This is a genomic window from Pseudomonas tumuqii (assembly GCF_013184545.1).
In the GTDB taxonomy this organism is placed as follows: domain Bacteria; phylum Pseudomonadota; class Gammaproteobacteria; order Pseudomonadales; family Pseudomonadaceae; genus Aquipseudomonas; species Aquipseudomonas tumuqii.
In genome coordinates this window covers 628,943-651,566 of sequence record NZ_JAAOJA010000001.1, presented here as the reverse complement: position 1 = coordinate 651,566, position 22,624 = coordinate 628,943, and the positions used below count along the sequence as shown (strand labels likewise).

The following is a 22,624-nucleotide window of genomic DNA, read 5'->3' as shown; positions in this document are numbered from 1 at the left end:
ATTGCCACCCCCCTACGCAACGGTTTGCCCCGGTGGTACCAGGCACGCGCCGGCCGTCTTGTGCAAATGATCGGTCAGGCGGTTGAGCAGCTCGCCGCCGTTGCGCCAGTGATGCCAGTACAGCGGCACGTCAACCGGCCGCTCGGCGATCAACTCGACCAGCTCGCCACGGGCCAGTTCATTCAATACCTGCTGTTCCGGCACCAGGCCCCAGCCAAGGCCGCCCAGGGTCAAGCGCACGAAGCCCTCGGACGACGGACAGAGGTGATGCAGAAAGCCCCCCTCGACGCCGAGTTCGGCCAGGTAGCGATGCTGCAGCAGGTCATCCGGGCCAAACACGATGCCCGGCACCTGCGCCAGCGCCGCCGGAGTGACGCCCCGGGGAAAGTGCCGGGCAATGAATGCCGGGCTGGCCAAGGCACGGTACCGCATGGCGCCGAGGGCCTGACTGCGCGCACCCGCCACCGGCCGGTCGGTGGCGCATACGCAAGCCGCCACATCACCGGCGCGCATGCGCTTCAGGCCGACGTCCTGATCCTCCACCAGCAACTCCAGCAACAGCCGGTGCCGGGCACAAAACTCGCCCACGGCAGCGGCCCACCAGGTCGCCAGACTGTCGGCGTTCAAGGCGATGCGCAGGCGCTCGGGCACCCCGCCTTCGTCCAACGCCGGTACCTGCGCCTGCACATCGCGCTCGAGCAGACGCACCTGCTGCACATGGTTGAGCAGACGCCGGCCAATCTCGGTGGGAGCCGGCGGCGTGGCACGCACCAGCACCGGCTGGCCAACCCGCGCCTCGAGCAGCTTGATCCGCTGCGATACCGCCGATTGTGACAAGCCCAGCACCTGGGCCGCCCGCTCGAAACCGGCCTGCTCCACCACCGCCGCCAGGGCGGCCAGCAGCTTGTAATCGAACAAATCAGTTCTCCTAATGAGCAATCAGCAAGATTGATTTTTCTTATACAGCCAAGCCACCCAAACTGACCAGCATTCGACAGGAGAGAACCCTATGTGGCACAGCTATCTGAATGGTCTATTGGTCGCCGCCGGACTGATCATCGCCCTCGGCGCGCAGAATGCCTTCGTCCTGGCGCAAAGCCTGCGCCGCGAACATCACCTGCCGGTGGCCTTGCTCTGCGTGGCCTGCGATGCCCTGCTGGTGACGGCCGGGGTCTTCGGTCTGGCTGCGCTGCTGGCGCAGAACCCGCTACTCCTGGGTGTCGCCCGTTGGGGCGGCGCGGTCTTCCTGCTCTGGTATGGCGCCCAGGCCCTGCTGCGCGCCTGCCGCCCGCAGGGGCTCGATCAAGCGGCAGGGGCCACCCCGCGCTCGCTGCGCGCCGTGCTGCTCGCGACACTGGCGGTGACCCTGCTCAATCCCCATGTGTATCTCGATACCGTGCTGTTGATCGGCTCGCTCGGCGCCCAGCAGAGCGTGCCCGGGGCCTATGCCATGGGCGCTGCCAGTGCCTCGCTGATCTGGTTCCTCAGCCTCGCACTCGGCGCCGCCTGGCTGGCCCCGCAACTGGCGCGACCGCTAACCTGGCGCCTGATCGATCTGGCCGTGGCGGTGATGATGTTCGCCATCGCCTGGCAGTTGCTGACCGCGCCCGCCGCAGCCTGAGTCAGCCAGCCGACAAGCCCGCGGCAGCCACCTCAAGTTGGTTTTCCACACAGTTCCCGCGTGTTTAAGCCGCGGGCCCGGTGCTATGATTCCGGGCTCGCGGCGCAAAGAGATAACTCCCGCCGCTGATATGGCCGCCCGTGATCGGCTTCGCGAACACCGCACCTGACCTGATTAGGAGATCAACCATGGCTTTCGAATTGCCGCCACTGCCGTACGCACATGACGCCCTGCAGCCGCATATTTCCAAGGAAACCCTGGAATACCACCACGACAAGCACCACAACACCTATGTCGTGAACCTGAACAACCTGGTGCCTGGCACCGAGTTCGAAGGCAAGACCCTGGAAGAGATCGTCAAGACCTCTTCGGGCGGCATCTTCAACAACGCCGCTCAAGTCTGGAACCACACCTTCTACTGGAACTGCATGAAGCCCAACGGCGGCGGTCAACCGACTGGCGCCCTGGCCGACGCGATCAACGCGGCTTTCGGTTCCTTCGACAAGTTCAAGGAAGAGTTCAGCAAGGTTTCCATCGGCACCTTCGGTTCCGGCTGGGGCTGGCTGGTGAAGAAGGCCGACGGTTCCCTGGCCCTGGCCAGCACCATCGGCGCCGGCAACCCGCTGACCAGCGGCGACACCCCGCTGCTGACCTGCGACGTATGGGAACACGCCTACTACATCGACTACCGCAACCTGCGTCCGAAGTACGTCGAAGCGTTCTGGAACCTGGTCAACTGGGACTTCGTAGCGAACAACTACGCGGCCTGAGACCCGTTATTGCGCGAGCCCCAGGGCTCGCGCCAGTAGCAAGAAGCCCGGCTTAGCAGCCGGGCTTTTTCTTTCCACGGCGCGCCGCACCGCCGCGCTGCAGCTTCGCCCCAACCCCGAGGCCGAGAGTGCCATCCGCACCTCGCCGTGCTGCCTGACAACAGAGTAGGATCAATGCCCGACTCGACATGCCGGGCGACGACTCGCGGAACAGACCGCGTGCCCATGTGGTCAGTGAAATAAATCAGCAGATACCGCTCAAGTACTCAGCCCTTTGCACCGACATATTGGAGAGACTGCAAATGCCCTGCCGCAGTCGCGCCAGAGCGGCTCACCGGTCGACTACTGTGCATTGATGTAATGGCCCTTTGACGACAACCGCGAGTTTGCTAATACTCACAGCGGTCTGACGCCTCTGGCATCGAACAAGGAACCGCCATTTGAAGCTGGAACTCAAGAACAGCCTGTCTCTGAAGCTGCTACGTGTAGTGCTGCTTTCGGCGCTTGCCGTTGGGGTGGTATTGAGCTGCGCGCAAATTGTCTTCGATGCGTACAAGACCCGCCAGGCCGTGACCAACGATGCCCAGCGCATTCTCGGCATGTTTCGCGACCCCTCGACCCAGGCGGTTTACAGCCTGGATCGCGAGATGGGCATGCAGGTCATCGAAGGCCTGTTCCAGCACGAATCGGTACGGGTGGCGGCCATCGGCCATCCCAACGAGCCGATGCTCGCGGAAAAGTCCCGTGAGCTGGCGCAATTACCCACCCGCTGGCTGACTGACCCGATCCTCGGCCAGGAACAGAGCTTCACCACCAAGCTGGTGGGCCGCGGCCCCTACAGCGAGTATTACGGCGACCTCAGCATCACCCTCGACACCGCGCGCTACGGCGAGAGCTTCGTCACCAGCTCGGTGGTCATCTTCATTGCCGGGGTGCTGCGCGCGCTGGCCATGGGTCTGGTGTTGTACCTGGTCTACCACTGGCTGCTGACCAAACCCCTGTCGAAAATCATCGAGCACCTCAGCCAGATCAACCCGGATCGACCCAGCGCCCACAAGCTGCCGATGCTCAAGGGCAACGAGAAAAACGAGCTGGGCCTGTGGATCAATACCGCCAACCAGTTGCTCTCCTCCATCGAACGCAACACTCACCTGCGCCGCGAGGCGGAAAACAGCCTGCTGCGCATGGCCCAGTACGACTTCCTCACCGGCCTGCCGAACCGCCAGCAACTGCAACAGCAACTCGACCAGATCCTCGATGATGCCGGTCGCCTGCAACGCCGGGTTGCCGTGCTCTGCGTCGGCCTGGATGATTTCAAGGGCATCAACGAGCAGTTCAGCTACCAGACCGGCGACCAGCTGCTGCTGGCCCTGTCCGACCGCCTGCGCAGCCACAGCGGTCGCCTCGGCGCCCTGGCCCGCCTGGGTGGTGACCAGTTCGCCCTGGTCCAGGCCGACATCGAGCAGCCCTATGAGGCCGCCGAACTGGCGCAAAGCGTGCTGGATGACCTCGAGCAGCCCTTTATGCTCGACCAGCAGGAAGTGCGCCTGCGCGCCACCATCGGCATCACCCTGTTCCCGGAAGACGGCGACAGCACCGAGAAACTGCTGCAGAAAGCCGAACAGACCATGACCCTGGCCAAGAGCCGCTCGCGCAACCGCTACCAGTTCTATATCGCCAGCGTCGACAGCGAGATGCGCCGCCGCCGCGAGCTGGAGAAGGATCTGCGCGAAGCCCTGGCCCTCAACCAGCTGTTCCTGGTGTATCAACCCCAGGTGGACTACCGCGACCACCAGATAGTCGGGGTCGAAGCGCTGCTGCGCTGGCAACATCCGCAACATGGCCTGGTACCGCCGGACCTGTTCATCCCGCTGGCCGAGCAGAATGGCACCATCATTGCGATCGGCGAGTGGGTCCTCGACCAGGCCTGCCGGCAACTGCGCGAATGGCACGATCAGGGCTTCAGCGAACTGCGCATGGCGATCAACCTGTCCACCGTGCAGCTGCACCACGCCGAGCTGCCGCGGGTGGTCAACAACCTGATGCAGGTCTATCGCCTGCCGCCGCGCAGCCTGGAACTGGAAGTCACCGAAACCGGCCTGATGGAAGACATCACCACCGCCGCCCAGCACCTGCTCAGCCTGCGCCGCTCCGGTGCACTGATCGCCATCGACGACTTCGGCACCGGCTACTCCTCGCTGAGTTACCTGAAAAGCCTGCCGCTGGACAAGATCAAGATCGACAAGAGCTTCGTCCAGGATCTGTTCGAAGACGAAGATGACGCCACCATCGTGCGGGCCATCATTCAGCTCGGCAAGAGTCTCGGCATGCAGGTGATCGCCGAGGGCGTGGAAACGGTCGAACAAGAGGCCTATATCATTGCCCAGGGTTGCAACGAAGGTCAGGGCTACTTCTACAGCAAGCCGCTGCCGGCCCGCGAACTGACGCTGTTTCTCAAGCAGGCCCGGCGCCTCAACCAGGCCGTCATCAACCCAGCCACCCTGTAGCAACTGACCGGGGCGGCGACCCGCCTTCGCCCGCTACGTTAAGGTGTGGCAGGCGGAAAAATCGCCGCCAGCCGCGCTAAACCACCCTCACCCCGAGCAACCAGGCCGTCGCCAAAGCGCCGACCACGCAGAGCGCGGCGCCGCCGGCCGCCTGCCAATGGAAATGCCGCGCCAGCTCGTCTTCCCCGGCATTGGCCAGGAGGAACGGCCGCGATTCGGCAGGTTTGCCCAGGTGGTGCTGCGCCGGTTGCGCACTCTCCTGATGGTGGCGGTCTTCGGCCTCCAGTTGCGCCGCCAGACGCACGCGGTTCCACTCCTGCTCATCCAGCTGACCGTTGCGGTCACTGTCGAAACGCTGCAGCAGACCGCTGAAATCACCCTTCCACTCACGGATCACCGCGCTCTGCGCCGCCGCCAGGTCGCGGGCCTGGCGACCGCCGCCAGTGCTGCGAAAATCGCCGATGGCATACAGCGGCTGGCCGACCTGCAAACGCTCCTCGCTGTAGCGATAGCGCCTGCCGCTGCCCAACCAGCCGAGCAATCCGCTCTTCGCCGGCCCCATCGGATGGCGCAGCTGGCCTTGCCAGACTTCGCGAAGCGCCGGGCGCACCTCGGCGCCGCGCGGGTCGATCAGGCAGTCGCCGGTGCCATCGCTCAAGCGCAGCCAGGCTTCGCTGCTGCCACTCTCGACCACCCGCCAGCTGCGTTTCTTGCCGCTGGACTGGTATTCCTCGATCCTGAAGCGCCACCACAGGCACGGCTTGCCGGTCAGCGGAGCACGCAGCTGCGTATCGGCCAGCGCAGCCAGCACGCCATAGAACTCGGCATAGCCCTGGGCCGCCGAGCGGATCTTCGAAGTCGGGGTGTCGAGTAGATGGCGCGCCTGGGACCAGCGTTTCAGGCTCCACCAGGCGCCACCGACAGTTGCGCCGCCGCTGAGCAGCAGGCTGAGCAACAGTCCGTCGAGCGCCACGACTTAACTGAACAGCGACTTGAGATCGACGTCGGCCTTCTCCGCATCGCTGAACTCCAGCAACTCGCCGGCCTTGAAGGCGAAGGCCCGGGCGATCAACACGTCGGGGAACTGCTCGATGCGCACGTTGTTCAGGTTGACCGCCTCGTTGTACAGCTCGCGCCGGTCGGCGATGCCATTCTCCAGGCCACTGATGCGCAGCTGCAGGTGCTGAAAACTGTCGTTGGCCTTCAGTTCCGGGTAGTTCTCGGCCAGGGCGAACAACTGCCCCAGGCCGAGACGCAGGCCACTCTCGGCCTTGCCCAGGGCGCCGAGATCATGCTGTTCGCGGGCACTGGCGACGGCATTGCGCGCGGCAATCACCCGCTCCAGGGTGCGCCCTTCGTACTGCATGTACTGCTTGCAGGTCTCCACCAGCTTGGGCAGCTCTTCGTGGCGTTGCTTGAGCAGCACATCGATATTCGCCCAGGCCTTGCTCAGCCCGTGCTTCAAACGCACCAGGGCGTTGTAGAGAATCACCGCATAGGCGGCGAGCAGAAGCAGAATCACGAGAACGGCAACACTGGTAAGACTCATGCGGTTAGCTCCATAACGGTGGGCCATGGCTGCTAGCAGCCGGTCGGACTTAGGTGGAAAAGCCGGATGCTGGCATTCTAGCGGCATCGGCCCGGAAGGATGGAGACCGGGCGCACGGCTTTATGCGATTTAATCGCAACGACCCTTTGCGCAAAATGCAAATCTTTCGCATTATGTTGCAGTTTTGCGTACGCACCCGCGTACACCTCTCATCTCCATGCAAAGGATTTCGTCATGATTCGTATGCCCCTGGCTTCCGCCAGCCTGCTGGCCATCGCTATCTCCCTCGCCGGTTGCGGCGAAGACAAGGCACCCGTCAGCCAAACCCCGGCACCTGCCGCCAGCAGTGCCAGCGCCCCGGCCGCCGCGACCAGTCAGATCGACGAAGCCGCCGCCGCAGCCGTGGTCGGCCACTATGCCGACCTGGCCCTGGCCGTCTTCAGCGATGCCGCCAGCACCGGCAAGGCGCTGCAGGGCGCCATCGACGCGCTGCTCGCCAACCCGAGCGACGCCACCCTGCAAGCCGCCCGCGAAGCCTGGCTTGCTGCACGCGCGCCCTACATGCAGTCCGAAGTGTTCCGCTTCGGCAACGCCGTGGTCGACGACTGGGAAGGCCAACTCAATGCCTGGCCGTTGGACGAAGGCCTGATCGATTACGTGGCCACCGACTACCAGCACGCCCTGGGCAACCCGGGCGCCACTGCCAACATCATCGCCAACACGCACATCCAGGTCGGCGAAGACCAGCTCGACGTGACCACGATCACCCCGGAACTGCTCGCCAGCCTGAACGAGCTGGGCGGTTCCGAAGCCAACGTCGCCACCGGCTACCACGCCATCGAATTCATGCTCTGGGGCCAGGATCTGAATGGCAGCAACCCGGGCGCCGGCGCGCGTCCGGCCAGCGACTTCGTGGTCGGCGAAGGCGCCACTGGCGGCAACAACGAGCGCCGTCGCGCCTTCATCAAGGCGGCTGCCGATCTGCTGGTCAGCGACCTCGATGCGATGGTCGTGCAATGGCAAGCCGGCAATGCCGACAACTACCGCGCCAAGCTGCAAGCCGAATCGGCCGAGAACGGCCTGCGCAAGATGCTCTTCGGCATGGGCAGCCTGTCCCTCGGCGAACTGGCCGGCGAGCGCATGAAGGTCGCGCTGGAAGCCAACTCCACCGAAGACGAGCACGACTGCTTCAGCGACAACACCCACAACTCGCACTTCTATAACGGCAAAGGCATTCGCAACGTCTACCTGGGCGAGTACAAGAAGGTCGACGGCACCACCCTGACCGGCCCGAGCCTGTCCGCCCTGGTGGCCAAGGCCGACGCCGCGGCCGACAGCACGCTCAAGACCGACCTCACGACGACCGAAGCCAAGTTGCAGGCCCTGGTCGACAGCGCCGATAACGGCCAGCACTTCGACCAGCTGATCGCCGCCGACAATGCCGCCGGCCAGCAGATCGTGCGCGACGCCATCGCCGCCCTGGTCAAGCAGACCGGCGCCATCGAACAGGCCGCCGGCAAGCTGAACATCGGCGACCTCAACCCGGACACCGCCGACCACACGTTCTAAATCGGCGCGCAACAACAGCCGGTGTGATCGCCCGATCGCATCGGCTTTTTTCTGCCTGCGACTTTTCGCCACCAACGCTAACGCAAATCGGTCTTATTTAAGCTCAGTTAGCCTGCTAAGCTTGGTCGCCTGACTTTTCTGCTGCGGATTCCTGTCGATGCCTGCCCCGCTCCCTCGCCTGCTGCTCTGCCTGCTCCTGGGCCTGGCCGGCTGTGACCAGTCGCCCCGCTTTACCCAGGCCGAGCCCGGCGAAGCGCTGTCCGCCGGCAGCGCCACCGTGTTCAAGCACGACCAGAATGCCTTCTCCCTGCCCTCGGCCAATCTGGCGCCCTCGCGCCGCCTGGATTTCAGCGTCGGCAACAGCTTCTTCCGCAATCCCTGGGTGATCGCTCCGGCCACCACCACCGCGCGTGATGGCCTCGGCCCGCTGTTCAACACCAACGCCTGTCAGAACTGCCACATCAAGGACGGCCGCGGCCACCCGCCCGGCCCGGATGCGCTCAGCGCCGCCTCGATGCTGGTGCGCCTGTCGCTACCGGCGGCCAGCGAGCACGCGGCAATCATCGAGCGCCTGGGCGTGCTGGCCGAACCGACCTACGGCGGCCAGCTGCAGGACATGGCCAACCCCGGTGTCGCCCCCGAGGGCAAGGTGCGGGTCAGCTACAGCCTGCAGAAAGTGCGCTTCGCCGATGGCAGTGCCGTCGAGTTGCGCCAACCGAAACTGCAGATCAGCCAGCTCGGCTATGGCCCACTGCATGCGGACACCCAGTTTTCCGCCCGCATCGCCCCACCGATGATCGGCCTGGGCCTGCTCGAAGCCATCCCCGCGGCGGCGATCCTGGCCAATGCCGACCCGGACGACAGCGATGGCGACGGCATCTCCGGACGCGCCAACCGGGTCTGGGACGATGCCCTGGAGCAAACGGTGCTCGGCCGCTTCGGCTGGAAGGCCGGACAACCGACGCTCAACCAGCAGAATGCCCACGCCTTCGCCGGCGACATGGGCCTGACCAGCTCATTGATCGCCGCGGACGACTGCACGCCAGCACAAACCGATTGCCGTACCGCCAGCAACGGCGGCGAACCGGAAGTCAGCGACAGCATTCTCGCCAGCGTGCTGTTCTACAGCCGCAACCTGGGCGTGCCGGCACGCCGCGATGTCGATGCGCCCGCGGTGCTCGAGGGCAAGGGGCTGTTCCACCAGGCCGGCTGTCAGCGCTGCCATACCCCGCAATTCACCACCGCCAGCGATGCCGCCGAGCCGGAGCTGGCCAACCAGCCGATTCGCCCCTATAGCGACCTGTTGCTGCACGACATGGGCGAAGGTTTGGCGGATAACCGCGCCGAGTTTCTCGCCACTGGCCGCGAATGGCGCACCCCGCCACTATGGGGCATCGGCCTCACCGAAACGGTCAACGGCCATACCCAGTTTCTCCACGACGGCCGGGCGCGCAACCTGCTGGAGGCGATTGCCTGGCACGGCGGCGAAGCCGAGACATCCAAGCAGAAGGTCCTGACCTTCTCAGCCAAGCAGCGCGCCGCGCTGCTGGCCTTTCTGAATTCGCTGTAAGGAGCTACCCATGATCCGTTCACCCTTGACTCTCGCCCTGCTGAGCCTGGCACTCAGTGCCTGCTCCCCCGCCGACCCGCAACAGGCTGTCAGCAGCGCCCTGGCCAACGGCGTGCTGCTGCCGGCCTATAGCAGCTGGGCCGAGGCCAATAGCCAGTTGGCCAACAGCGGCCAGGCCTTCTGCGCCGACGAGCAGACACTGAGCGACGCACGCCAGGCCTTCCTCACCGCGCAAAGCGCCTGGGCCAGCCTGCAGCCGCTGCAGATCGGCCCGCTGGCCGAAGGCAATCGCGCCTGGCAGGTACAGTTCTGGCCGGACAAGAAGAACCTGGTGGCGCGTCAGGTCACCGCCTTGCTCAAGAACAAACCCGAGCTGACCCCCGCCGATCTGGATAAATCCAGCGTGGTGGTGCAGGGCCTGACCGCTTACGAATACCTGGTGTACGACCCGGCCATCGACCTCGACAATGCCGAGCAGAAGGCCCGTTATTGCCCGCTGCTGGTCGCCATCGGTCAGCACCAGCAAACCCTGGCCGCCGATGTCCTCGAGCGCTGGCAAGCCAAGGAAGGCATGGCCGCGCAACTGCAAGGCTTCCCCAACGAGCGCTACGCCGAAGCTGGCGAAGCCGTGGCCGAACTGCTGCGTACCCAGGTCAGTGCCCTCGATGGCCTGAAGAAAAAGCTCGGCACCCCACTCGGCCGCCAGAGCAAAGGCCAGCCGCAGCCCTATCAGGCCGAGGCCTGGCGCAGCAAGGCCAGCCTGGCCAACCTGGCGGCCGGCCTGGCCAGCGCCGAACGCATCTGGCGCGGTGCCGAGCAGGACGGCGTGCAAGCCCTGCTGAGCAGCGATCAGGCCGCCCTGCAACAACGCATCGACGCCGCCTACAGCGACACCCGCCAGCGCCTCGCGGCCCTGCAACGCCCGCTCGGCGAACTGCTCGGCGACGACACCGGGCGCGGCGAGCTGAACGCGCTGTATGACAGCCTCAATGTCTTGCACCGTCTGCACGAAACCGAACTGGCGAACAGCCTCGGCATCCAGATGGGTTTCAACGCCCACGATGGCGACTAGGACATGGCCTTGATCACACGCAGAGCTTTTCTCGGCCTGACCGGCGCCACCCTGGCCGCCGGCGCAGTGGCTGCCGGCGCTTTCGCCGGCTGGACCCTGAGCGCCAACGGCGCGCGGCCCCTGCTGCTGTCCGCGCGCAACGATGCGGCCGGCAAGCACTATGCGGTGGGCTATCGCCTGGATGGCAGCCAGGTGTTCGCCACCCGGGTCAGCGAGCGCTGTCATGACGTGGTGGCGCACCCCAGCCTGCCGCTGGCGCTGTTCGTCGGCCGCCGGCCGAGTACCCAGAGTTACCTGCTCGATAGCCGTGACGGCCGTCTGCTGCAAACCCTGCACACCCCGGCGCAACGGCACTTCTACGGCCACGCGGTATTCCACAAGGATGGCGAGTGGCTATACACCACCGAGAACGACACCAGCGGTCCCGGCCGCGGCGTACTCGGCGTCTATCGCCTGCAAGGCAGGCAGCTGCAACGCACCGGCGAACTGTCGAGCCACGGCCTGGGGCCGCACCAATTGCTCTGGCTGCCCGATGGCGAGACCCTGGTGGTGGCCAACGGCGGCATCCGCACCGAAGCCGAGAGCCGGGTGGAGATGAACCTCGACAACATGGATTCCAGCCTGGTGCTGCTCAAACGCGACGGCAGCCTGCTGAGCAGGGAGCAGCTGCCCGAGCGGATGAACAGCGTGCGCCATCTGGCAGTGGCCAGCGACGGCACTATCGTCAGCGCCCAGCAATACATGGGCGACCCGGCCGATCCGGTACCGTTGCTGGCGATCAAACGACCGGGCCAGGCGTTCCAGCACTTTGCCCTGGGCGAAGCGCAACGCCAGGCGATGAACCAGTACAGCGCCAGCGTGGCCATCCATAACGAACTGCGCCTGCTGGCGCTGACCGCGCCGCGCGGCAACCGGGTGTTCATCTGGGATCTGGACAGCGCCGCCCTGCGCCTGGATGCGCCGCTGGCGGATTGCGCCGGGGTTGGCGCGGTGGCCGAAGGCTTTGTGGTCAGCACGGGCGTGGGTCGCTGCCGGCTGTACGATTGCCGCCGCAACACCATCACCGCCCAGCCGCTGCAACTACCCGCCGGGCTATGGGACAACCACCTGCGCCTGGCCTAGCAGGCTACAGCGACCCGCTGCAGGCGGCACCTATTAAAGAATACTGACGCCAGGCCGACTACTACTCGGCCAATCCCTGCGCCACTGACAACTACCAGGCCGCTGGAAGACAACCGGGCTCGGCTATGCCGTGCTGCAGCGTGACGAAGCGGATTATCCGCCGATAGCTGACCCTACCGGCGAGTGGAACGAGCAATGTTCATATACAGCTCGTAGACTGCGCGGCGCTTCTCAGCTGATTTCTGACTGGCCACGCGTCCGGCCTAACCCTACTCCGCTACCGGTTCAACGATCGTCCACTCCTCACCTGCTGCACAGACCGATTCTCACTCGCTATTTCGAGGTGTCACACAACATGCCCCAACAACGCTCCTTGCGTGCACAAATCCTCGGTCTGCTCGGCGCCAGCTTGATCCTGATCCTGCTGATTGCCCTGGCCAGCTTCACCTTCCTCTCCAACAGCATCCAGTCCTACCGCAACCTCGTCGACGGCACGCTGCACGCCGCGCGGCTGGTGGACAGTGCCAACGTCGAATTCAAGGTGCAGGTTCAGGAGTGGAAAAACGTTCTGTTGCGCGGCAAGAACCCGGCCGATCTGGATAAATACTGGAGCCAATTTCAGGCCCAGGAAGGCAAGGTGCAGGCGCTTTTGGCCGAACTGGTCGAGATTGCCGGCATGCAGCAAGACAGCACACTGCAAAGCCAGATCGAGCGCTTGCGCAACGAACACCAGGGCATGGGCAGCGCCTACGGCAAGGGTTATGCCGCATTTGTCGCTGGCGGAGCCGAGCCGGCAGTGGGCGACGCCGCCGTCAAAGGCATAGACCGCGCCGCCAGCGAACAGATGAGCACGCTGGTCAGCCAACTCAATCAACATGGCCAGACGCAGGCGCAGACCATCAGTGCCTCGGCCGAGCAGACGGTGTGGCTGGGCCTGACGGTGATGCTGCTCTCCAGCGCGCTGATCGGTCTGTTCAGCCTGTGGCTGGTCAACCGCAACATGATCACCCCGATCCGCGGACTGATCGAACACATCGCCCAGCTCAGTCAGGGCAACGTCGGCCAACGCCTCGACGCCAGCCGTCGCGATGAACTCGGCCGTCTGGCCGAGGCCGCCAACACCCTGCGTGATTTCCTCGCCGACACCTTCAGCCGCCTGCAGCAGAGCACGGTTAATCTGGACAGCGCCAGCAGCGAACTGAACACCATCGCCGCCCAGATGGCGCAAGGCACCCACGATCAGTTCTCGCGCACCGATCAGGTCGCCACCGCCATGCACGAAATGTCCGCCACTGCCCAGGAAGTCGCCCGCCATGCAGCCGCAGCGGCAAACGCTGCCGATGATGCCGACCAGTCGGCCCAACAGGGCGAACTGGTGATGCAGGCGACCATTCAGACCATCACCGGTATGCGCAGCGAGATCGCCAGCACCGCCGACGTGATCCGCCGCCTGGAAGCCGACAGCGGACGTATCGGCAAGGTGCTGGAAGTGATCCGCGGCATCGCCGAGCAGACCAACCTGCTGGCCCTCAATGCCGCCATCGAGGCCGCCCGCGCCGGCGAACAAGGCCGCGGCTTTGCCGTGGTCGCCGACGAGGTGCGCACCCTGGCCCAACGCACCGCCGAATCCACCGCGGAGATCAACCAGATCATCAACACGGTGCAGACCGGCGCGGTGAATGCAGTGCGCGCCATCGAAAGCGGGCAGAGCCGTAGCGAGGAAGGCGTGATCCAGGTCACCGAGGCCGGCGCCATGCTGCAGCGTATCACCGCCGCAGTGGAGGCGATCCGCGACATGAACCGACAGATCGCCACCGCCGCCGAAGAGCAGACCTCGGTGGCCGAGGACATCTCGCGCAATCTCAGCGAGATCACCGTGATCGCCACCAGCAACCAGCAGAACGTCCAGCGAACCGAAACCGCCAGCCAGAACCTGCACAGCGTGTCTGGTCAACTCCGTCAGGTCACCCAGCACCTGAACGCCTGATTCAGACCGCCAGCGGTTCAGAGGTTGGGAAAATATCGAGCGCCGTCGCGAGACCGTCTCCAAACGCCCGCTTCAGCGTTGCGCCAGCCCGGCGCAACGCTGAAGCGCCGGCGTGGACGCCAGCAGACCACGGCAGCACACGCTCGCCCTCGTCCACTCCCGACGATTTGCCAGACACGTCGTTGCGCGGCTTCGCCCCGCGCAACCGCAGCACTTTGACTCGCCCCGCCAGGGGTACTAATGTGCTCTTCTTGCCTATTCCCAGGCCCAATTCGCCTCGCCAAGGAACCGGAATATGTTGCTCCGCCGCATGTTGATCATGCTGGGCGTGGTCGCCCTCGTGGTACTCGCCCTCGCCGCCTATAAGGGCCTGGCCATCTACCGGGAAATCCAGCAGTTCGCCGCGCCTCCACCGCCGATCAGCGTCAACGCCGCAGACGCCGTCGAACGGCCCTGGCAGAGCCGGCTGCCGGCCATAGGCACGCTGAAAGCCTTCCAGGGTATCGACCTGACCGTCGAAGTCGCCGGCACCGCGCGCGATGTACTGTTCCAGTCCGGCGAGAAGGTCCGCCTCGACCAGCCGCTGATCCAGATGGACAGCGAGGTGGAACAGGCCAGTCTGGGCACCGCCCAGGCCGAGCTGGGGCTGGCGCAAGTCGAGTACCAGCGCGGACGCAACCTGGTCGCCCGCCAGGCCATTTCCAGGAGCGAGTTCGACCGGCTCTCCGCCGAACTGCAGAAAGCCAACGCCAGCGTCGCGCAACTGCAAGCCACCCTGGCGAAAAAGCGCATCCTCGCGCCCTTCGCCGGCACCATCGGCATCCGCCAGGTCGACGTCGGCGACTACCTGGCCTCCGGCACCACCATCGCCACCCTGCAGGACCTGTCGACCCTGTTCGTCGACTTCTTCCTGCCGGAGCAGAACGTGCCGCAATTGGCCATCGGCCAACGCGTGCGCGTCCAGGTGGCGGCCTACCCCGATGAGGTATTCGAAGGGCAGATCGACGCGATCAACCCCAAGGTCGAGGCGACCACGCGCAACCTGCTGGTGCGCGCCAGGCTGGCCAACCCGGACGAGAAGCTGCTGCCCGGCATGTTCGCCAACCTGCAGGTGCTGCTCGCCGGCGAGACGCCGCAGGTGCTGGTGCCGGAAACCGCGATCACCTACACCCTGTACGGCAACTCGGTGTACGTGATCGAAGCGCAGCATGCCGACGACGGCAGTCCGGCAAACGCGGCCGACGACCAACCGGTCCTGCAGGTCGAGCGCCGTTTCGTCGAGACCGGCGAACGCCGCGAAGGCCAGGTGGTGATTCTCAAGGGCCTGCAGGCCGGCGAACGGGTGGTCAGCGCCGGCCAGCTCAAGCTGGATAGCGGCGCCCGTGTGGTAATCGTCGCCGATGCAGTCGATGCCGTCGAAACCGCCGAATAGCCCAAACCGGCCAGCGGCGCGCAGAGCGCGGCTGGTGTAAAGGAACTGCCATGGCTTTTACCGATCCCTTTATCCGTCGCCCGGTGCTGGCAACCGTGGTCAGCCTGCTGATCGTCCTGCTCGGCCTGCAGGCCTTCGACAAGCTGACCATCCGCCAGTACCCGCAGCTGGAGAATGCCCTGATCACGGTCACCACCGCCTACCCGGGCGCCAATGCCGAGACCATCCAGGGCTACATCACCCAGCCCCTGCAGCAGAGCCTGGCCAGCGCCGAAGGCATCGACTACATGACCTCGGTGAGCAGGCAGAACGTCTCGACCGTGTCCATCTACGCGCGCATCGGTGCCGACAGTGATCGCCTGTTCACCGAGCTGCTGGCCAAGGCCAACGAGGTGAAGAACCAGCTGCCGCAGGACGCCGAAGACCCGGTGCTGAGCAAGGAAGCGGCCGATGCCTCGGCGCTGATGTACATCAGCTTCTACAGCGACCAGCTGTCCAACCCGCAGATCACCGACTACCTGTCCCGGGTGATCCAGCCCAAGCTGGCCACCCTGCCGGGCATGGCCGAAGCGGAAATCCTCGGCAACCAGGTGTTTGCCATGCGCCTGTGGCTCGACCCGCTGAAGATGGCGGCCTACGAGCTGAGCGCCAGCGACATCAACGACGCCGTGCGCCAGTACAACTTCCTCGCCGCCGCCGGCGAAGTGAAGGGCGAATATGTGCTGACCAGCATCAATGCCGGCACCGACCTCAAGTCGCCGCAGGCCTTCGCCGCCATCCCGCTGAAAACCATCGGCGACAGCCGCGTGCTGCTCGGCGATGTGGCGCGGGTGGAGATGGGCGCGCAGAACTATGATTCGATCAGCTCCTTCGACGGCACGCCTTCGGTCTACATCGCCATCAAGGGCACACCGAGCGCCAACCCGCTGGACGTGATCAAGGAAGTACGGCAGATCATGCCCGAGATCGAGGCGCAGCTGCCGCCGAATCTCAAGGTGTCCATCGCCTACGACGCCACCCTGTTCATCCAGGTATCGATCGACGAGGTGCTGAAAACCCTGATCGAGGCGGTGCTAATCGTCATCGTCGTGGTCTTCCTGTTCCTCGGCGCGCTGCGCTCGGTGCTGATCCCGGTGATCACCATTCCGCTGTCGATGATCGGCGTGCTGTTCTTCATGCAGCTGATGGGCTATTCGATCAACCTGCTGACCCTGCTGGCCATGGTCCTGGCCATCGGCCTGGTGGTGGACGACGCCATCGTGGTGGTGGAGAACATCCACCGCCATATCGAGGAGGGCAAGACGCCCTTCGATGCCGCCCTCGAAGGCGCCCGCGAGATCGCCGTGCCGGTGGTGTCGATGACCATCACCCTGGCCGCGGTCTACGCCCCGATCGGCTTTCTCGAGGGCCTGACCGGGGCGCTGTTCAAGGAATTCGCCCTGACCCTGGCCGGCGCGGTGATCATCTCCGGCATCGTCGCCCTGACCCTGTCACCGATGATGTGCGCCAAGCTGCTGCGTCACGAGGAAAACCCCAGCGGCCTGGCCCATCGCCTGGACCTGCTGTTCGACACGCTCAAGCACCGCTACCAGCGCGCCCTGCATGGCACCCTGGAAACCCGCCCGGTGGTGCTGGTGTTCGCCCTGATCGTGCTGTGCCTGATTCCGCTGCTGCTGATGTTCACCAAGAGCGAACTGGCGCCCGAGGAAGACCAGGGCATTGTCTTCCTCATGGCCAACGCACCGCAGCCGACCAACCTCGAGTACCTGAACCGCTATACCGACCAGTTCGTCGGGATCTTCAAGGAGTTCCCCGAGTACTACTCCTCGTTCCAGATCAACGGCTTCAATGGCGTGCAATCGGGCATCGGCGGTTTTCTGCTGACGCCCTGGAACGAGCGCGAGCGCACCCAGATGGAGATCCTGCCGCAGGTCCAGGCGCGCCTGAGCCAGATCGCCGGCCTGCAGATCTTCGGCTTCAATCTGCCCGCGCTGCCGGGCACCGGCGAAGGCCTGCCGTTCCAGTTCGTGATCAATACGCCGAACGATTATGCGTCGCTGCTGCAGGTCGCCGAACGGGTCAAGCAACGCGCCCTGGCCTCCGGCAAGTTCGCCTTCCTCGACATCGACCTGGCCTTCGACAAGCCCGAGGTGATGGTCGACATCGACCGCGCCAAGGCGGCGCAGATGGGCGTATCCATGGAGGATATCGGCCTGACCCTGGCGACCCTGCTCGGCGAGGGCGAGATCAACCGCTTCACCATCGACGGGCGCAGCTACAAGGTGATCGCCCAGGTCGAGCGCGCCTACCGCGACAACCCGGGCTGGCTCGGCCACTATCAGGTGAAGAGCGAAAGCGGCGAGATGCTGCCGCTGTCGACCCTGATCACCCTCAGCGACCGTGCGCGGCCGACCCAGCTCAACCAGTTCCAGCAACTCAACTCGGCCATCATCCAGGGCGTGCCCATCGTCAGCATGGGCGAGGCGATCGAGACCGTGCAGCAGATCATGGCCGAGGAAGCTCCGGCCGGCTTCGCCGCCGACTATGCCGGCGCGGCGCGCCAGTTCATTCAGGAGGGCAGCGCCCTGTACGCCACCTTCGGCCTGGCCCTGGCCCTGATTTTCCTGGTGCTGGCAGCACAGTTCGAAAGCTTCCGCGATCCGCTGGTGATCCTGGTGACGGTGCCGCTGTCGATCTGCGGCGCGCTGATCCCGCTGTTCCTCGGCTTCTCCAGCATGAACATCTACACCCAGGTGGGCCTGGTGACCCTGATCGGCCTGATCACCAAGCACGGCATCCTGATCGTCGAGTTCGCCAACCAGCTGCGCCGTCGCCACGGCTTGTCGCGCCGCGCGGCGGTCGAGGAAGCCGCGGCGATTCGCCTGCGGCCGGTGCTGATGACCACCGCCGCCATGGTCTTCGCCATGATTCCGCTGATCCTCGCCAGCGGCGCCGGCGCGGTGAGTCGTTTCGACATCGGCCTGGTGATCGCCACCGGCATGGCGGTCGGCACCCTGTTCACCCTGTTCGTCCTGCCCTGCGTCTACAGCCTGCTGGCCAAGCCGGACGCAGAGCCCGTTCCGACGCCGACAGCCGTAACCGAGTCTTGACCAGGCAGCGCCAGAAGCACTCGAGTGCGTGATAGGGGGAGATGCCTTGGCTTTTCGCGGGATGCCACAGGAATGACGACGAGCCGATTGAGGGGCTGAGCCCGGGTAAGTCAGCAGAAAAAGAAAATGCCGCGCACTTGACTCAAGTGCGCGGCATTGGCACGGCGGCAACGAGGCTTGTCAGATGGACCCTTCGCTCATTTCTGCCCGGCCAAGCTCTGTGACAGGCCGAACATGAACAGCAGCAAATCCTTATCCGGAGCAACCTGTTGCAGCGCTGCATCGGCGTTGCGTGGCAGTGGACAGTGCTCCGGGCCACTGGCATTACCCAGCATGACCGGGCCCGGCTCATGCCAGGCGGCGGCGGCCAATGAGGCCACGCCCAACGCCGCAACCAGGAAAACACCTCTAGCAATTTCTAACTTCATAACCGCAACCCCTTGATAGCGCTGCCAAACGCTTGCTGGTAAAGGTAGACCAATCGATCCCAATCACCAGCACTCCACGACGAATGGCGTTTAAGTTGCAGCATGTCGTGACGCGCGGCCCGGCGTGGACTGAAACGCCGTCGGCTTTTTTCCAGGTCCAACAGGGCCGTTTCGACCTCGATGCGCTCACCCACCTGCTCGACTCGCACGAACAGATGCTTCTGATAGAGGCAACCATGCTGCCAGCCCGCCCGGTGGAAACGCGCCAGCATGCTGGCCACTTGCTCCAGCAATTGCTCGTTGACCGCGACGCCGAAACGCTCACGACCGCCCCCAGCATACCAGTGATCGAGCTGCTGAAAGCCTTTAAGCTCCTCGGTCACCAGCAAACCACGCCAGAGGCCGGCAGCATCGCACTGCACGTCGCAATAGCGCAGGCACGGTGCCTTGACCCCGAGTAGCGGCAGGCTCAACAAGGCATCACGCTCACGCAGCACCGTGGGCCGACCGAAGGGATAACGCAGGCTGCGATAGGAGTGCCCGACCTGGCGCTTGGCATAGAGCACCTGGCCATCGTCCTGGTACAGACGCTGCACACCGCTCTCGCCACCGCGCCGATGATTCGGCTCCTCGACCCATTCACCCTGCAGTTGCCACCACTGTTCGAACGCCATCGCTACTGCCATTTCACCCGCCTGTAAGCCGAAAACCTCAACCTGACCGCATGTGGCCAACAGCCCTGGCCAGTCACCATCAGTAACAAACCAGCTCGCTGGGTAACCCATGGCCACTCCCGCGCTTAGGCGCAAAGAGCCCGGCCGCCCCTGGCTGCCTGGCCGCAGCAACCGCTGGTGTGCCGGTTGCAGTAAGAGTGAAACCTAACGCAATTTCCACACCACAAAAAATCAGGCTGGCGCAGACCAGCAGCCGCCCCTTCGCTAGCGACCCTGCCCTGCCGCGGCCCGCTCACTCGCCGCGCGACCAGGAAGCATGCCGTCAATTCGGCAACAAAGGTCGGCCGGGCTGATCTGCGCCCAATAAAAAACCCGCGCCGAGGCGCGGGTTTTTCAGGGACTGCCGGGGAGCAGGCTGGCTTACATCATGCCGCCCATACCACCCATGCCGCCCATATCCGGCATGCCGCCACCGGATTGCTTGTCGTCGACAATCTCGGCGATCATCGCTTCGGTGGTGATCATCAGGCTGGCAATCGAAGAAGCTGCCTGCAATGCCGAACGAGTCACTTTGGCCGGATCGAGGATGCCCATTTCGATCATGTCGCCGTACTCACCGGTGGCTGCGTTGTAACCGTAGTTACCCGAACCTTGCTTGACCTTGTCGACCACTACGCTCGGCTCGTCGCCGCAGTTAGCAACGATCTGACGCAGCGGCGCTTCGACAGCGCGACGCAGCAGAGCGATACCGACGTCCTGATCGGCGTTCTCGCCTTTCAGCTCGCTGATGGCCTGCAGGGCACGGACCAGGGCCACACCGCCGCCAGGTACCACGCCTTCTTCAACGGCTGCACGGGTGGCGTGCAGGGCGTCTTCAACGCGGGCTTTCTTCTCTTTCATTTCCACTTCGGAACCGGCGCCGACCTTGATCACGGCAACACCGCCGGCCAGTTTGGCCAGGCGCTCTTGCAGCTTCTCTTTGTCGTAGTCGGACGAGGTGTCTTCAACCTGCTTGCGAATCTGGGCAACACGCGCCTGGATGTCGGCTTGCACGCCAGCACCGTCGATGATGGTGGTGTTTTCCTTGCTCAGCACGACGCGCTTGGCGTTACCCAGGTGCTCCAGAGTAGCGCCTTCCAGGCTCAGGCCGACTTCTTCGGAAATCACGGTACCGCCGGTGAGGATGGCGATGTCCTGCAGCATGGCCTTGCGACGATCGCCGAAGCCCGGTGCCTTGACGGCAGCGACCTTGACGATACCGCGCATGTTGTTCACCACCAGAGTGGCCAGAGCTTCGCCCTCGACGTCTTCGGCGACGATCAGCAGCGGACGGCCGGCTTTGGCGACGGCTTCCAGTACTGGCAGCATTTCGCGGATGTTGGAGATCTTCTTGTCGACCAGCAGGATCAGCGGGCCGTCGAGTTCGGCGACCATGGTGTCCGGCTTGTTGATGAAGTACGGCGACAGGTAGCCACGGTCGAACTGCATGCCTTCTACGACCGACAGTTCGTTTTCCAGGCCCGAGCCTTCTTCAACGGTGATCACGCCTTCTTTACCGACTTTTTCCATGGCTTCAGCAATGATGTCGCCGATGGAGGTGTCGGAGTTGGCCGAGATGGTACCGACCTGGGCGATCGCCTTGGTGTCGGCGCACGGCTTGGATTGGGCTTTCAGCTGAGCAACGATGGCGATGGTCGCCTTGTCGATGCCGCGCTTGAGGTCCATCGGGTTCATGCCGGCAGCGACGGCTTTCAGGCCTTCGTTGACGATCGACTGAGCCAGTACGGTGGCGGTGGTGGTGCCGTCGCCGGCGTCATCGTTGGCGCGCGAAGCCACGTCCTTGACCAGCTGGGCGCCCATGTTTTCGAAGCGGTCTTTCAGCTCGATTTCTTTGGCGACGGAAACGCCGTCCTTGGTGATGGTCGGAGCGCCGAAGCTCTTCTCGATGATCACGTTACGGCCTTTCGGGCCGAGGGTCGCTTTAACGGCGTCAGCCAGGACGTTTACACCGGCGAGCATTTTCTTGCGGGCGGAGTCGCCGAACTTAACTTCTTTAGCAGCCATGATGGATATTCCTCAAAATTCGTTTTGGTGGAATGCGATACGCTGTGGCGGAGACGGCAATCAGGCTTCGAGAACGGCCAGGATTTCGCTCTCGCTCATGACCAACAGCTCTTCGCCGTCGACCTTGATGGCATTGCTGCCGGAGTAAGGGCCAAACACCACTTTGTCACCGACCTTGACGGCCAGCGGGCGCACTTCGCCGTTGTCCAGCACGCGACCGGTGCCTACAGCGACGATTTCGCCCTGGTTCGGCTTCTCGGCAGCGGAACCCGGCAGCACGATGCCGCCTGCGGTTTTGGTCTCTTCTTCGCTGCGACGGATCACGACGCGGTCATGCAGAGGACGAAGCTTCATTGTCGATCTCTCCCAAATAGGTTGTTTACATCGGCCGGTGTTCACACCAGCGGGTTAGCAAAGTCCGGCGGGGCCGGTTGCGCTGCACCGAAGTACAACGCGGAAGTCTGTTCTGCCGAAACCGGCAGAAAACCTTGCGGTGACCGCTACATAAGGGCGTACAAGGGGATTTCAAGGGTCAGCGCTGATTTTTTTTGCTGTCGATGCACACCTGCATCGACGGATTGACGCCAGCCCGGCGAGCAAAGACCGCCACGCAAGGGGGACTGCTCAGCCCACCCGTGCCGCCGAGGCTTGCACCCATCAGTCGTGACGCTTGAATTCACCTTCCAGCACATTCGGCTGGGCCGCACCCGGTCGCGTCTGCCCCGAGCGCGCCGCCAGATCATCGGCAAAGGCCCGCTGGCGCATGGCTTGCTCGGCCGCACGCAGGCGGATTTTATTGACCAGCAGGCGGCGGGTGAAGGGGATCAGGCAGAACACGCCGAAGATGTCGCTGATGAAACCCGGCAACAGCAACAAGCCGCCGCCAACCGCAATCAGCAGACCCTCGAGCATTTCCTGCTCCGGCAGCTCGCCGCGCGCCAGTTTCTCTCGCGCGCGCCAGGCGGTGGCGACACCGGCAACGCGCAGCAGGATGCTGCCGAGGATCGCCGTGCCTATGACCAGCAACAACGTCGGCAGCACGCCAATGGCGCTGCCGACCTGGATCAGCAGCGCCAGTTCGATGATCGGGAACAACAAGAACAAAAACAGAAAAACACGCATCAAGGATTCCTTAGCGGAAGAACGGCT

At 64.3% G+C, this 22,624-nt stretch carries 17 protein-coding genes and 1 pseudogene; 10 read left to right on the top strand and 8 right to left on the bottom strand.

Features of this window, described 5'->3' with window-relative positions; all coding sequences use genetic code 11:
* Nucleotides 1–12 precede the first annotated feature (12 nt).
* Complete coding sequence (locus G9C89_RS02885) at nt 13–918, bottom strand: LysR family transcriptional regulator ArgP (protein WP_172144228.1); 906 nt, start codon at nt 916–918, stop codon at nt 13–15.
* Nucleotides 919–1,009: 91 nt separating this feature from the next.
* Here G9C89_RS02885 and G9C89_RS02880 point away from each other — a divergent pair, with 91 nt between their 5' ends.
* The 3 genes from G9C89_RS02880 to G9C89_RS02870 all read left to right on the top strand — a co-directional run bounded on the left by G9C89_RS02880 (nt 1,010) and on the right by G9C89_RS02870 (nt 4,898).
* Nucleotides 1,010–1,621 (top strand): LysE/ArgO family amino acid transporter, encoded by a 612-nt coding sequence (locus tag G9C89_RS02880; RefSeq protein WP_172144226.1) that lies wholly within the window; start codon nt 1,010–1,012, stop codon nt 1,619–1,621.
* Between the two features lie 188 nt (nt 1,622–1,809).
* Nucleotides 1,810–2,391 carry a superoxide dismutase gene (locus tag G9C89_RS02875; protein WP_172144224.1) on the top strand — a complete coding sequence of 194 codons (582 nt, stop codon included), beginning with the start codon at nt 1,810–1,812 and terminating at the stop codon, nt 2,389–2,391.
* 440 nt (nt 2,392–2,831) lie between these two features.
* A complete protein-coding gene (locus tag G9C89_RS02870) occupies nt 2,832–4,898 on the top strand; it encodes a putative bifunctional diguanylate cyclase/phosphodiesterase (protein ID WP_172144222.1) in 2,067 nt (688 codons plus the stop codon).
* A 76-nt stretch (nt 4,899–4,974) separates the two neighbouring features.
* Here G9C89_RS02870 and G9C89_RS02865 read toward each other — a convergent pair whose 3' ends face one another.
* Together G9C89_RS02865 and G9C89_RS02860 are read right to left on the bottom strand one after the other, a co-directional pair.
* Nucleotides 4,975–5,871 (bottom strand): GIDE domain-containing protein, encoded by an 897-nt coding sequence (locus G9C89_RS02865; RefSeq protein ID WP_172144220.1) that lies wholly within the window; start codon nt 5,869–5,871, stop codon nt 4,975–4,977.
* A 3-nt stretch (nt 5,872–5,874) separates the two neighbouring features.
* Nucleotides 5,875–6,447: a LemA family protein gene (locus G9C89_RS02860; RefSeq protein ID WP_172144218.1), complete on the bottom strand. Its 573-nt coding sequence runs from the start codon at nt 6,445–6,447 to the stop codon at nt 5,875–5,877.
* A gap of 234 nt (nt 6,448–6,681) precedes the next feature.
* On the opposite strand from G9C89_RS02860, the gene G9C89_RS02855 reads away from it, so the two are divergent.
* The 7 genes and pseudogenes from G9C89_RS02855 to G9C89_RS02825 all read left to right on the top strand — a co-directional run bounded on the left by G9C89_RS02855 (nt 6,682) and on the right by G9C89_RS02825 (nt 18,309).
* Nucleotides 6,682–8,016 (top strand): imelysin family protein, encoded by a 1,335-nt coding sequence (locus G9C89_RS02855; RefSeq protein WP_172144216.1) that lies wholly within the window; start codon nt 6,682–6,684, stop codon nt 8,014–8,016.
* A 157-nt stretch (nt 8,017–8,173) separates the two neighbouring features.
* Complete coding sequence (locus G9C89_RS02850; RefSeq protein ID WP_390623750.1) at nt 8,174–9,586, top strand: di-heme oxidoreductase family protein; 1,413 nt, start codon at nt 8,174–8,176, stop codon at nt 9,584–9,586.
* Nucleotides 9,587–9,596: 10 nt separating this feature from the next.
* Nucleotides 9,597–10,658 carry an imelysin family protein gene (locus G9C89_RS02845; protein WP_172144214.1) on the top strand — a complete coding sequence of 354 codons (1,062 nt, stop codon included), beginning with the start codon at nt 9,597–9,599 and terminating at the stop codon, nt 10,656–10,658.
* 12 nt (nt 10,659–10,670) lie between these two features.
* Nucleotides 10,671–11,780 carry a DUF1513 domain-containing protein gene (locus G9C89_RS02840; protein ID WP_172144850.1) on the top strand — a complete coding sequence of 370 codons (1,110 nt, stop codon included), beginning with the start codon at nt 10,671–10,673 and terminating at the stop codon, nt 11,778–11,780.
* Between the two features lie 715 nt (nt 11,781–12,495).
* Nucleotides 12,496–13,767: pseudogene (locus tag G9C89_RS02835) on the top strand (methyl-accepting chemotaxis protein); the annotation flags it as partial.
* A 295-nt stretch (nt 13,768–14,062) separates the two neighbouring features.
* Entirely contained in the window at nt 14,063–15,199 is a 1,137-nt protein-coding gene (locus G9C89_RS02830) for an efflux RND transporter periplasmic adaptor subunit (RefSeq protein ID WP_172144210.1), read from the top strand.
* 50 nt (nt 15,200–15,249) lie between these two features.
* Nucleotides 15,250–18,309 (top strand): multidrug efflux RND transporter permease subunit, encoded by a 3,060-nt coding sequence (locus G9C89_RS02825; protein WP_172144208.1) that lies wholly within the window; start codon nt 15,250–15,252, stop codon nt 18,307–18,309.
* A 197-nt stretch (nt 18,310–18,506) separates the two neighbouring features.
* On the opposite strand, the gene G9C89_RS02820 is transcribed toward G9C89_RS02825, so the two are convergent.
* The 5 genes from G9C89_RS02820 to G9C89_RS02800 form a co-directional block, all read right to left on the bottom strand.
* Nucleotides 18,507–18,737 carry a hypothetical protein gene (locus G9C89_RS02820; protein WP_172144207.1) on the bottom strand — a complete coding sequence of 77 codons (231 nt, stop codon included), beginning with the start codon at nt 18,735–18,737 and terminating at the stop codon, nt 18,507–18,509.
* Complete coding sequence (locus tag G9C89_RS02815; protein ID WP_172144206.1) at nt 18,734–19,423, bottom strand: lipopolysaccharide kinase InaA family protein; 690 nt, start codon at nt 19,421–19,423, stop codon at nt 18,734–18,736. The genes G9C89_RS02820 and G9C89_RS02815 overlap by 4 nt, the downstream gene beginning before the upstream one ends.
* Before the next feature lie 408 nt (nt 19,424–19,831).
* Nucleotides 19,832–21,475, bottom strand: a complete 1,644-nt coding sequence (gene groL, locus G9C89_RS02810; protein WP_172144205.1) for a chaperonin GroEL — start codon at nt 21,473–21,475, stop codon at nt 19,832–19,834.
* Nucleotides 21,476–21,535: 60 nt separating this feature from the next.
* Nucleotides 21,536–21,829 (bottom strand): co-chaperone GroES, encoded by a 294-nt coding sequence (locus G9C89_RS02805; protein WP_090503430.1) that lies wholly within the window; start codon nt 21,827–21,829, stop codon nt 21,536–21,538.
* 303 nt (nt 21,830–22,132) lie between these two features.
* Entirely contained in the window at nt 22,133–22,597 is a 465-nt protein-coding gene (locus G9C89_RS02800) for an FxsA family protein (protein ID WP_172144204.1), read from the bottom strand.
* Nucleotides 22,598–22,624 lie beyond the last annotated feature (27 nt).

Coding starts and splice junctions, on each gene's coding strand:
- G9C89_RS02805 (WP_090503430.1), bottom strand. CDS start 21,829: ATGAAGCTTCGTCCTCTGCATGACCGCGTCGTGATCCGTCGCAGCGAA.
- G9C89_RS02800 (WP_172144204.1), bottom strand. CDS start 22,597: ATGCGTGTTTTTCTGTTTTTGTTCTTGTTGTTCCCGATCATCGAACTG.
- G9C89_RS02855 (WP_172144216.1), top strand. CDS start 6,682: ATGATTCGTATGCCCCTGGCTTCCGCCAGCCTGCTGGCCATCGCTATC.
- G9C89_RS02845 (WP_172144214.1), top strand. CDS start 9,597: ATGATCCGTTCACCCTTGACTCTCGCCCTGCTGAGCCTGGCACTCAGT.
- G9C89_RS02880 (WP_172144226.1), top strand. CDS start 1,010: ATGTGGCACAGCTATCTGAATGGTCTATTGGTCGCCGCCGGACTGATC.
- G9C89_RS02860 (WP_172144218.1), bottom strand. CDS start 6,447: ATGAGTCTTACCAGTGTTGCCGTTCTCGTGATTCTGCTTCTGCTCGCC.
- G9C89_RS02820 (WP_172144207.1), bottom strand. CDS start 18,737: ATGAAGTTAGAAATTGCTAGAGGTGTTTTCCTGGTTGCGGCGTTGGGC.
- G9C89_RS02875 (WP_172144224.1), top strand. CDS start 1,810: ATGGCTTTCGAATTGCCGCCACTGCCGTACGCACATGACGCCCTGCAG.
- G9C89_RS02815 (WP_172144206.1), bottom strand. CDS start 19,423: ATGGCAGTAGCGATGGCGTTCGAACAGTGGTGGCAACTGCAGGGTGAA.
- G9C89_RS02825 (WP_172144208.1), top strand. CDS start 15,250: ATGGCTTTTACCGATCCCTTTATCCGTCGCCCGGTGCTGGCAACCGTG.
- G9C89_RS02830 (WP_172144210.1), top strand. CDS start 14,063: ATGTTGCTCCGCCGCATGTTGATCATGCTGGGCGTGGTCGCCCTCGTG.
- groL (WP_172144205.1), bottom strand. CDS start 21,475: ATGGCTGCTAAAGAAGTTAAGTTCGGCGACTCCGCCCGCAAGAAAATG.
- G9C89_RS02850 (WP_390623750.1), top strand. CDS start 8,174: ATGCCTGCCCCGCTCCCTCGCCTGCTGCTCTGCCTGCTCCTGGGCCTG.